Annotated in this window: 7 protein-coding genes; 2 read left to right on the forward strand and 5 right to left on the reverse strand. The window is 73.1% G+C overall.

Translation table 11 applies throughout. The features are described from left to right. Positions 1-186 precede the first annotated feature (186 nt). Positions 187-3,873, forward strand: coding sequence for a trypsin-like peptidase domain-containing protein (locus ACFCV8_RS20640; protein ID WP_376686835.1), 3,687 nt, complete (start codon positions 187-189; stop codon positions 3,871-3,873). A gap of 43 nt (positions 3,874-3,916) precedes the next feature. Beyond that, positions 3,917-4,870 carry a bifunctional riboflavin kinase/FAD synthetase gene (locus tag ACFCV8_RS20645; protein ID WP_376686836.1) on the forward strand — a complete coding sequence of 318 codons (954 nt, stop codon included), beginning with the start codon at positions 3,917-3,919 and terminating at the stop codon, positions 4,868-4,870. A 60-nt stretch (positions 4,871-4,930) separates the two neighbouring features. On the opposite strand, the gene ACFCV8_RS20650 is transcribed toward ACFCV8_RS20645, so the two are convergent. The 5 genes from ACFCV8_RS20650 to ACFCV8_RS20670 all read right to left on the reverse strand — a co-directional run bounded on the left by ACFCV8_RS20650 (position 4,931) and on the right by ACFCV8_RS20670 (position 10,943). Continuing rightward, the gene (locus ACFCV8_RS20650) at positions 4,931-5,923 is read right to left on the reverse strand and encodes an oligopeptide/dipeptide ABC transporter ATP-binding protein (RefSeq protein WP_376686837.1); all 993 of its coding nucleotides are present in this window, start codon (positions 5,921-5,923) and stop codon (positions 4,931-4,933) included. Beyond that, entirely contained in the window at positions 5,920-6,948 is a 1,029-nt protein-coding gene (locus ACFCV8_RS20655; RefSeq protein WP_376686838.1) for an ABC transporter ATP-binding protein, read from the reverse strand. The genes ACFCV8_RS20650 and ACFCV8_RS20655 overlap by 4 nt, the downstream gene beginning before the upstream one ends. Continuing rightward, entirely contained in the window at positions 6,945-7,898 is a 954-nt protein-coding gene (locus ACFCV8_RS20660; protein ID WP_376686839.1) for an ABC transporter permease, read from the reverse strand. The genes ACFCV8_RS20655 and ACFCV8_RS20660 overlap by 4 nt, the downstream gene beginning before the upstream one ends. After that, positions 7,895-8,980 (reverse strand): ABC transporter permease, encoded by a 1,086-nt coding sequence (locus ACFCV8_RS20665; protein WP_376686840.1) that lies wholly within the window; start codon positions 8,978-8,980, stop codon positions 7,895-7,897. The genes ACFCV8_RS20660 and ACFCV8_RS20665 overlap by 4 nt, the downstream gene beginning before the upstream one ends. A 91-nt stretch (positions 8,981-9,071) precedes the next feature. After that, entirely contained in the window at positions 9,072-10,943 is a 1,872-nt protein-coding gene (locus ACFCV8_RS20670; protein ID WP_376686841.1) for an ABC transporter substrate-binding protein, read from the reverse strand. Positions 10,944-11,031: the final 88 nt, after the last annotated feature.

The following is an 11,031-nucleotide window of genomic DNA, read 5'->3' on the forward strand; positions in this document are numbered from 1 at the left end:
GTCGCGGGACGGCTCCTGCGACCGCTCCACGCTCCCCGCTTCCGCCTGTCCGCGCTTCCCCCTCGTCCACCCGATGCCACCGATTCACCCCTACGGGCGGGCGCTCGGAGTGAATCCAGGGTGCATTCGGGGGCGTTTTTACTCCGAGTGGCCCAGTCGCTGATCATTCGGCCTAACGTCGGGACCATGGGAAGCGGGGACCGGACAGCGCTGGTACGTATCTGCGATCCGGGCGGCCGGCCGAGAGGCACCGGATTCGTCGCCGACGACCGGGGCACGGTACTGACCAGCCACGAAGCCGTGACCGGTGTCGCCCGCCCGGTGCTCCACGGGGCGGACGGACGCAGCCGCACCGTGGAGCCGGGCGACATCACGCTGCTGCCCGGGCTGGACCTCGCGCTGCTGCGCACCCCCGGCCCCGGCGAGCTCGGCGTGGAGCCGGTCCCGATCGCCCGGCGGGACGACATCGAGGCCGGTACGTACGTGACGATCGCCGCGCACGGCAGACGCGAGGCCCGGGTCCTCGGCACCGCCCCCGTGACGTACACCGCTCACGGCCGCTCCCACCGGATCGGTGCGGCGCTGGAGCTGGCGCTCGGCACGGACGGCCGGGACGCCCTGCGGAGCGGCGGCGCGGCCGTCGGCGGGCCCGTCTTCGATCCGGAGAGCGGCGCGGTCATCGCCGTACTGGGCGCCGCGCTGCGCGCCGAACACCCTGGCGCCGCCTTCGCCGTACCCCTGTGGACGGTGGGCACCGGCGGCCCGCTCGACGAGCTGCTGCGGCGCAACGCGAGCACCGTCCCCGGATACGGCCGCGATCTGAACCTCGCGGGCGCCCTGCACCTCACCGCGACCTCGCTCGGCTCGGCGGACGGACCGGGCGCCGGGCCCGATCCGGTCGAGCGCCCCGACGTCATCGCGGAGTTCAACGCCTTCGCGGCTCCGGAGCGGGAGCCGACGGCGGTGGTCCTGGGCCTGGTCGGAGCGCCCGGCACCGGCCGCACCACGGAGCTGGCCGCGCTCACCGCGCGCCGGGCGCGCGGCCCGGTGCCCGCCCCGACGCTCTGGCTGCGCGGCGCGGACCTGCTGGCCGACGACACCTCGATCGCCGACGCCGTCGCCCGCACGCTGCGCCGGGCCGGCCGGATCGTCACCGCCGCCGGGGCCCGGGGCGACATGGCGAGCGCCACCCCCGAGCGGGTGGCCCGGCTGGCCGGGGAGTCCGGGAGCCCGCTGCTCGTCCTGCTGGACGGCCCCGAGGAGATGCCGCCCGCCCTGGCCCTCGAACCGGCCCGCTGGATCACCGCCACGGTCGCGTGGCTGCGGGAGCACGGGGCGAGGCTGGTGATCGGCTGCGGGCCCGAGCACTGGGAGACGGCCGGAGCGCTCTGCCCGCCCGGTTCGCTGCACCGTCCCGCCCGACCGGCGAAGCGGCTGCCCGACGCGGTGCCGCTGGGCGAGCTCACCGCGGTCCAGGCCGAGCGGGCCATGGAGCGCTACGGAATCCCGCCCGGCGCGCTCGCCCCCGGCCACGACCGGCACCCCCTCACCCTGCGTCTGCTGGCCGAGGTGCGCGCCGCGCTGCCCGGGGACGTCGCCGGGCAGCCCGGAACCGAGGAGGTCTTCGCCGCCCATCTGGACCTGATGTGCCTGCGGGTCGCCGTCCGCATCGCGGCGGAGGCCGGTCCGGCGCCGGGCGGCGACGCGGTCCGCAGACTGGCCGCGCGGGTGGCGGGGCAGGTCCACGAGGCGGCGCGGCGCTGCCTGGGCCCCGGGCAGGGCGAGCTCGGCCGGGAGGTGTTCGAGGCCGTCTTCCCCTGGCGCACGGGCTGGGCCTCGGCCGTCCTCACCGAGGGCCTGATCGTCCCGGCGGGCACCGGCTACCGATTCGCCCACGAGGAGCTGGGCGACTGGGTGCAGGGCGCCCACCTGGACGTGGACGCCGCGCTGTGTGCCCTCGTTCACCGGTGGCACGCACCGGCCGGGGCCGACGAGGTGCCGGAAGCCGCCACCGCGAGGGCCGGGGTCCGGGTGCCCCGGCCGAGGAGGCCGGGCGCGGGCCGAGCGGTGCAGGCCCCGCCGGAGGAGGCGGCGGAGCGGAATCGGCCGCCGGAGCCGGTGGCGGAGGCGCCGCGCACCCTTCCGGTGCCGCGCCATCGCATCGGCCCGGTGATCCAGGCCCTGCTGCTCCTGGGCCGCCGCCAGGGTCCCGCCGCGCTCTCCCACCAGCTGGCGGATCTGATCGGAGCGCTGGACCGCCTGTCGGCCCGGGACGAACCGGGGGCGGAGCCGGCCTCGGACACGGAGGACGGGGGCCAGACCGCGGAGCACGATGCCTGCTGGTGGGCGGTCCGGCTGCTCTCGCAGACCCTGCTCCGGGTGCCCGACGCCCGTCCGTACCTCGGTGTGCTGCGGCTGCTGGCCGGCCGGGTGGTGCGCCGGGCTGTCACCGGCGGCCCCGGCGGGCCGGGGACGTACGCCGTGTTCGGGCCCTGGTTCTGGCGGCGGCTCAGGCTCTCCGAGAGAGACCGGTTCGACCTCTTCCGCCTCCTCGTGCCCGCCGACGGCCGGGGAGGCGAGGACGGCGAGCGGTTCCTGGACACCGTCGCGCGGCGGCTCGCCGAGCGCCCCAGGGACATCCAGCCGCTGCTCTGCGGCTGGTTCACCGACGAGCGCCCGCTGCCCGGCGGGGAGGGGGACACGGTGCGCCGGACCGTGGCCACCGCGGCGCAGGCGCTCCTTCATGCCCGTCGCGACCTGGCCGTCGACGACCTGACCGACGCGCTCGTCTCGACCCTCCACCCCAGGGCCGAGGAGCTGCTCGCCGTGCTCGCCGAGGACGAGCCGGCCGCGCTGTGCCGCGCCGTCCACCGCTGGGCCCACGACGAGGAGCGCAGCGCCCGCCGTACGGCCGCCGCCTCCTACGCCCTGCGCACCCAGGCGTACGCCACCCTCGACGCCGACCGCGAGCTGCTGCGCGGTACGGCCCTCGCCCTGCTGGCCCGTCCCGCCGACGCCGCCCAGCACGGGGCCGCGCTCGCCCTGCTCGTCCAGGACCCGGACACCCGCGACCGCTACCTCCCGCAGGCGCTGCGAGCGTTCGCCGCAGGGGACGCCGGGCCCGGCGCCGAGGCGCTCGCCGCCGCGCTGCCCTCCCGCCCGGAGCAGGTGCTCGCGGCCTTCCGGGAGCGGCTGACCAGGCCGGACGACGGGGCGGGCGAGTTGCTGTGGGACCTCGCCGAGGTCGATGCCCCCGCGCTCGCCCTGCACGCCGCGGGGCTCGTGCGCGCCTACGTCGACAGCCACCCGGGCGACGCCGTGCACGCCGCCGGGTACGTGGACCGCAGGCTGGAGCGCGGCCCCGCCGCCCGCGCCCTGCTGCTGCCGCTGGTGACCGGACTGCTGCGGGACCGCCCGGTACCGCCTCCGGTGCGGGCGGCCCTCGCCGGGGTGCTCGCCGCGCCCGGCAGCTCCGCCTCCGGGCCGCTGCGGGAGCAGCTGCTGGAGGTCCTGCTGGATTTCGAGCAGGACGCCCACCGCGATCCGGTCGTGCTCGACGCGCTGCTGCGGGCCGCCGCGACCGGCGCGGCCACCCGCGCCCCGGCCCGTACCCGCGCCCTGGTCCACCGCACCGGCACGCTGCTGTCCCGTACCCCCGAGGGCGCGGCCCGTTTCGAGGCCCGGCTGGTCCAGCTGGCCCGGACCGTGCCCGGATTCGCCGCGCTGATCACCGGCTGGCTGGCCGACGCGCCGCGGCAGTGGGAGTCCCTGATCGGGCCGGGCGCCCGGCGGGCGGTGGAGGGTGCGGGCGACCCGAAGGCGATGCCGATGCAGGCCGCGCGGCGTGAGCATGGCAGTCTTAGACCTGCGTAAGAGAGACACCCACGTACACAGGTGAGGGCGAGGAGCGGTCAGAGTGCAGCGCTGGCGTGGCTTGGAGGACATCCCCGAGGACTGGGGACGCAGCGTCGTCACCATCGGCTCCTACGACGGGGTGCACCGCGGGCACCAGCTGATCATCGGGCGGGCCGTGGAGCGCGCCCGCGAGCTGGGTGTGCCCTCGGTCGTGGTCACCTTCGACCCGCACCCCAGCGAGGTCGTGCGGCCCGGCAGCCACCCGCCGATGCTCGCCCCGCACCACCGCCGTGCCGAGCTGATGGCGGAGCTGGGGGTGGACGCGATGCTCGTCCTGCCGTTCACCACCGAGTTCTCCCGGCTGGCGCCCGCCGAATTCATCGTGAAGGTGCTCGTCGACAAGCTGCACGCGCGGCTGGTCATCGAGGGCCCGAACTTCCGCTTCGGCCACCGCGCCGCGGGCAACGTCGAGCTGCTCACGGAGTTCGGCGCGACGTACGACTACCGCGTCGAGGTCGTCGACCTGTACGTGAGCGGCGCGGCGGGCGGCGGCGAGCCGTTCTCCTCCACCCTGACCCGGCGCCTGGTCGCCGCGGGCGACGTCGCGGGCGCCGCGGAGATCCTGGGCCGCCCGCACCGGGTGGAGGGCGTCGTGGTGCGCGGGGCGCAGCGCGGCCGCGAGCTGGGCTTCCCCACCGCCAACGTGGAGACCCTGCCGCACACCGCGATCCCCGCCGACGGCGTCTACGCGGGCTGGCTGAACGTGGACGGCGAGGCCATGCCCGCCGCGATCTCGGTCGGCACCAACCCGCAGTTCGACGCCACGGAGCGGACGGTCGAGGCGTACGCGATCGACCGCGTCGGCCTCGACCTGTACGGGATGCACGTCTCGGTGGACTTCCTCGCGTACGTCCGCGGGATGCTGAAGTTCGACTCGATCGACGAGCTGCTGGTGGCGATGGCCGCCGATGTGAAGCGGTGCAGCGAGCTGGTCGCCGCGTACGAACGCGGCTGACCCGGCCGGACGCGGCGGGGCCGGGACCGTCGGAATCGGTCCCGGCCCCGCCGCGTTCGCCTACGCCTCCGTCGTCACGGCGGCGGCCCAGTGGCAGGCCACCTGGGTCTGCCCGCCGCCCGTGAGCACCGGCAGGTCCTTGGTGCGGCAGTCCGCCGCGACACCCGCCCGCTCCGCCTCGCCCGAGGCCAGCACCTGGCAGCGGGCGTGGAACCGGCAGCCCCCCGGCACCTTGGACGGGTCCGGCGGCTCACCGGTCAGGACCACCGGTTCCACCCCGGACTCCGGCAGCACGGAGAGCAGTGCCCGGGTGTACGGGTGCCTGGGCGCCGTCAGTATCTCCTCGACCCTGCCGGTCTCCACGATCCGCCCGAGGTACATCACCGCGACCCGGTCCGCGATGTTCCAGGCCAGCCCGAGATCGTGCGTGACCACCAGTGCGGAGAGCCCCAGCTCGTCGCGCAGCCGCAGCATCAGGGCCAGGATCTCGCCGCGCACCGAGGCGTCCAGCGAGGCCACCGGCTCGTCGGCGACGATCAGCTCGGGCTCCAGCACCAGCGCGCCCGCGATCACCACCCGCTGGCGCTGCCCGCCGGACAGCTCGTGCGGATAGCGCAGGAAGAACCGTTCCGGTGGCCGGAGCCCCGACCGCGACAGCGCGTCGGCGACCGCCGTCCGCTCGTCGCCCGCGTACCCGTGGATGCGCAGGCCCTCGGCGACGGCGTCGTACACCGTGTGCCGGGGGTTGAGGGAGCCGCTGGGGTCCTGGAGCACCAGCTGGACCCGCTTGCGGTACTTCTTCAGTGCCCGGCTGCCGTAGTCGAGCGGTTCGCCGTCGAAGGTGACCCGGCCGGACGTCGGGGGGACCAGGCCCAGCAGCGAGCGCGCCAGAGTGGTCTTGCCGCAGCCGGACTCCCCGACCAGGGCGACGATCTCGCCCGGCCGGATGTCCAGGTCGACGCCGTCCACGGCCCGCGCCGGGGCGGCCCCGCGCCGGCCGGGGAAGGCGACCTTCAGCTCCTGGGCGCTGAGCAGGGGAGGGGGCGTGGTCATGTTGTGCTCCTTGCTTCCTCGGCGCCCGGCAGAGCCGTTTCCGCGGCCGCCCCGGGCTCCACCAGCGCGCAGGCGACCTGCCGCCCCGCGCCCACGGTCCGCAGCTCCTGGTCCGTGCCCGCGCAGGACTCCACGGCCACCGGGCAGCGCGGGTGGAAAGTGCACCCGCCGGGGAGCGCCGCGGGGTCCGGCGGATCGCCGGGCAGCCCGCGGGGCGCGAACCGGGAGGCCGGGTCGCCGATGCGCGGGAACGCGCCGGACAGGGCCCTGGCGTACGGATGGTGCGCGTGCTCGTAGACCTCGGCGGCCGGGCCCTCCTCGACGACCCGGCCCGCGTACATCACCGCGAGCCGGTCGCAGGTGTCCGAGAGCACCGCGAGGTCATGGCTGATCATGATCAGACCGAGGTCCTGCTCGGCCACCAGCCGCTCGATCAGCCGGAGGATCTGTGCCTGGATCATCACGTCGAGGGCCGTGGTCGGCTCGTCCGCGATGATCAGGCCCGGATCGCAGGCGAGCGCCATCGCGATCATCACGCGCTGCCGCTGCCCGCCGGAGAGCTCGTGCGGATAGGCGGAGGCCCGGGAGGCGGGCAGCCCGACGTGCTCCAGCAGTTCGCCGACCCGCTTCACCGCCCCTTCCGGTGTCGCCAGCTTGTGCAGCAGGATCGGTTCGGCGATCTGGTCGCCGATGCGGTGCACGGCGTTGAGCGAGTGCATCGCGCCCTGGAACACGATCGAGGCGCCCGCCCAGCGCACCGCCCGGACCTGGCCCCACTTCATGGCGAGGACATCCTCGCCGTTCAGCCGGATCTCGCCGGTGACCTTCGTGCCGGCGGGCAGCAGCCGCAGCAGCGCGAGTGCCAGCGTCGACTTGCCGCAGCCCGACTCACCGGCGATGCCGAGCTTCTGCCCGGCGTCGACCGAGAGGTTCACCCCGCGGACGGCCTGTGCCCCGCCCGCGTACGTCACCGTGAGGTCGCGTACGTCGAGGAGCGGCGGCTTCTGGATGCTCGTGGTGCTCAACGGGCCACCCCCAGCTTGGGATTGAGGACGGACTCGACGGCGCGGCCGCACAGTGTGAACGTCAGGGCGACCAGGGCGATGGCGATGCCGGGCGGGGCCAGGTACCACCAGTCGCCCGCGCTCACCGCGCCCGCCTCGCGGGCGTCCTGGAGCATGCCGCCCCAGGACGTGGTGGTCGGGTCGCTGAGACCGAGGAACGCCAGGGTCGCCTCGGTGAGGATCGCGCTGGAGATCACCAGCGTGGTCTGGGCGAGCACCAGCGGCATCACGTTCGGCAGCACGTGCCGGACCATGACGTGGCCGTGGCCGCCGCCCAGCGCCCGGGCCCGCTCGATGTACGGGCGGGACTCCACGGCGAGGGTCTGGGCGCGCACCAGCCGGGCCGTGGTCGGCCAGGTGGTCACGCCGATCGCGATGATGACCGTCCACATCGAACGGTCCATCACGGTGGCCAGCGCGATCGCGAGGACCAGGGTCGGCATCACCAGGAACCAGTCGGTGATCCGCATCAGGACCGTGGAGTACCAGCCGTGGAAGTGCCCCGCGACGATCCCGACGACCGTGCCGATGGCGACGCACAGGAACGCGGCCAGCAGCCCGACCGTCAGCGAGATCCTGGCCCCCCACACCAGCAGCGCCAGCACACTGCGGCCGTACCGGTCGGTGCCGAGCGGGAACGCGCCGCTCGGCGACTCCATCGGGCCACCGGGCGCATCGGTCACGCTCTGCGCGTCGGAGCCCACCAGTTGCGGTGCGAACAGGGCGATCAGCGCGATCAGGACGAGCGCGCCCAGCCCCCACAGCCCGCTCCGGTGCTTGCGGTACTCCCGCCAGAAGCGGGCGGCGGACTGCCGCTTGCGGGCCCGGGCCAGGGCGCGGGCGCTCTGCGCGGGGGCGGGCGCGGGCTCCGTGGGCGTCTTCGTGGACGTGGGCATGGATTCGGTCGTCATCGGCCCACCCGGGGATCGAGCAACGGATAGAGCAGGTCGGCCAGGGTGTTCGCCAGGATCACCGCGGTGGCGAAGACGAAGAACAGCGCCTGGACGAGCGGGAGGTCGGGCACCCTGAGCGACTCGTAGAACAGCCCGCCGAGCCCCGGCCAGGAGAACACCGTCTCCACCAGGATCTGCCCGGCGACCACATGCCCGAGGTTCACGAACATCAGCGTGAAGGTCGGCAGCATCGCGTTCGGCACGGCGTGCTTGCGCCGTACGGAGTCGTCCCGCAGCCCCTTCGCGCGGGCCGTCGTCAGATAGTCGCTGCCCATCTCGTCGAGCAGCGAGGAGCGCATCACCAGCAGCGTCTGCGCGTAGCCGACGGCCACCAGGGTGACCACCGGCAGCACCAGGTGGTGCGCCACGTCCAGGACGTGGGCGAAGCCGGTCGTGCCGTCGGCGGAATCCAGGCCGCCGGTCGGGAACAGGCCGGGGATCGGACCGATGCCCACCGAGAAGACGATGATCAGCAGCAGGCCCAGCCAGAACGACGGCACCGAGTAGAGCGTCAGCGCGAACGCGGTGTGGAAGCGGTCGCTCCGGGAGCCGTTGCGCCAGGCGGTACGGGTGCCGAGCCAGATGCCGAGCGCGGTGTAGAGGAGGTACGAGGTACCGGTGAGGAGCAGGGTGGCCGGGAGCGCCGCGGTGATCTTGTCGATGACCGGCATGTGGTACTGGAACGACATCCCGAAGTCGCCGGTGAGCGCGTCGCCGACGTACGAGACGAACTGCCGCCACATCGGTAGATCGAGGCCCAACTCATGCCTCATGGACTGGAGTTGGTCGGCAGAGGTGGGACGTCCGCCGGTCATCTGCTTGACCGGGTCGCTCGGGATGAGCCGGAAGAGGAAGAAGCTGGTGACCAGGACCGCGAAGAGCGAGACCGCCGCACCCGCGATCTTGGTCACGATGTATCGGAGGTATGCCTTGGTGTTGCGCGCCCGTGGGCCGCGTGCGGGCGACGGACCGGACTGTGCCGGGCCCTCGGTCTCCGCATCCGCGTGCTGCACGAGCGCCGGAGTGCTGTCAGCTGTCATGGGGAACTCTCGTTACTCGTGCCGCACGTGCAGAGGGCCGGCCGGTGAGGTGCATATTCCCCGGCCGGCCCCTCTTCACCCGATCAGGTGATTACTCGCGATCGTCCGCCGTGGTGCTGCGGCGCCGGGCGAGGAACAGCCCGCCACCGGCGAGCACCACGACCACCACGATGATGCCGATGACGACACCGGTCGAGCCCGACCCGCCGGAGCCGTCCGAACTGTCGCCGGACGCGGGAACAGCGGACCACCAGCTCCAGTAGCCGTCCTGGCCGTAGATGTTCCCGGCCGCCTCGGGCATGGTCGTGATCGACTTGATCTGGTCGGTGCGGTACGCCTCGACCGCGTTCGGGTACGCCATGATGCTCATGTACCCGGAGTCGTACAGCCACGACTGCATCTGGTTGACGAGCTCGGTGCGCTTCGCCGGGTCGTACTCGGCGAGCTGCTTCTTGTAGAGCTCGTCGTACGTCTTGTCGCAGATGAAGTTGTCGGTGGTGGCGCTGTCCTTCGCCTTGACGGGCAGGGCGGCGCAGGTGTGGATGCCGAGGACGAAATCGGGGTCGGGGTTGACCGACCAGCCGTCGAAGGCGAGGTCGTACTCACCGGCGTACCAGGGAACGGAGACGTCGTCCAGGCAGTCGACCTTCAGACCGATGCCGAGCTTGCCCCACCACTCCTTGAGGTACTTGCTGACCGCCTTGTCGTTCGGGTCCGTGGCGTGGCAGAGGATGCGCAGGTCGAGCGGCTTGCCGTCCTTGCCGACCCGCTTGCCGCCCTTGAGTTCGTAACCCGCCTCGTCGAGCAGCTTCCCCGCCTTCGCCGGGTCGTAGGCCAGGCTCTGCTCCGCGGTCGGCTTCCACGCGTACGCGGTGAAGCGCGGCGGGATGTAGCCCTGGCCCTCGACGGCGTGGCCCTGGAAGACCTTGTCGATGACGGTCTGGCGGTCGACGGACAGGAAGAGCGCCTGACGCACCTTCTGGTCGTGCAGCGCCGGGTTGCCGTCGCCGAACTTCTTGCCGTCCTTGGTCTGCGCGCCCGGGTTGACGGCCAGCGAGTAGAAGCGGCGGCCCGGACCCTCGTTGACCTTGATGTTCTTCTCGCCCTTGAGCGAGGCGGCCTGGGCGGGCGTCAGCGCGGGGGACCCGGCGACGAAGGAGACCTCGCCCTTGCGGAGCGCGGCGACGGCGGCGTCCTGGTCCTTGTACGTCTTGAAGACCAGCTCGTCGAACTTCGGCTTGCCGCGCCAGAAGTCCTTGTTGGCCTTGAGCTTCACGTACTGGTCGACCTTGTAGTCGGTCAGGACGAAGGGCCCGTTGCCGACCACCGGGAACGACGTGTCGTTGTTGAACTTGGAGAAGTCGCCGACCTTCTCCCAGACGTGCTTCGGCACGATCGGCACGTCGAGCGCGGCCATCGTGGCCTGCGGCTCCTTGAGCTCGATGACGAGCTGCGTGGGGCTCGGGGCGGTGACCTTCTTGAAGTTGGCGACGAAGTTGCCGTTGGCCTGCGCGGCGGCCTCGTCGGTCATCATCTTGTTGAACGTCCAGGCCGCGTCCTCGGCGGTGGCCTGCTGCCCGTCCGACCACTTGGAGTCGGAGCGGATGGTGTACGTCCAGGTCAGCTTGTCCGCGGACGGCTCCCACTTGGTGGCGAGGCCGGGGATCGCGTGGTTGTCCTTGACGTCGTAGTTGGTGAGGAAGTCGTACATGAGCCGGCTGACGCTGGTGCTGAGCAGCTTCTGCGCCAGGAACGGGCTCAGCGAGTCGACACTCTGCGCGACGGCGACGGTCAGCGTCGACTTCCCGCTGTCAGCGGCCTGCGCCTGCTGCGGCGTGGCACCGAACGGCACACCCGGGACGACGGAACCGGCGGCCAGTGCCAGCGCGGCGGCACCGGAGGCCAGGAGAACACGCAGACGGGAGCGTGGCTGGACGGAGCGTGGTGGAACTCTTACGACCATGGTCAGGGACCTCGCGTCATGACTCGCACGGAGAAGGCGGGTTGATCTGTGGTTCGCCAGCTGGTGAAGCGAAGGTTTATCAGCGGGG

Origin of the sequence: Streptomyces sp. NPDC056347, assembly GCF_042262625.1 — a bacterium.
Taxonomy (GTDB): Bacteria; Actinomycetota; Actinomycetes; order Streptomycetales; family Streptomycetaceae; genus Streptomyces.

Excerpts from the sequence above, each read along its gene's own strand:
- ACFCV8_RS20640 (WP_376686835.1), top strand. The coding sequence starts at position 187 with ATGGGAAGCGGGGACCGGACAGCGCTGGTACGTATCTGCGATCCGGGC.
- ACFCV8_RS20650 (WP_376686837.1), bottom strand. The coding sequence starts at position 5,923 with ATGACCACGCCCCCTCCCCTGCTCAGCGCCCAGGAGCTGAAGGTCGCC.
- ACFCV8_RS20660 (WP_376686839.1), bottom strand. The coding sequence starts at position 7,898 with ATGACGACCGAATCCATGCCCACGTCCACGAAGACGCCCACGGAGCCC.
- ACFCV8_RS20665 (WP_376686840.1), bottom strand. The coding sequence starts at position 8,980 with ATGACAGCTGACAGCACTCCGGCGCTCGTGCAGCACGCGGATGCGGAG.
- ACFCV8_RS20670 (WP_376686841.1), bottom strand. The coding sequence starts at position 10,943 with ATGGTCGTAAGAGTTCCACCACGCTCCGTCCAGCCACGCTCCCGTCTG.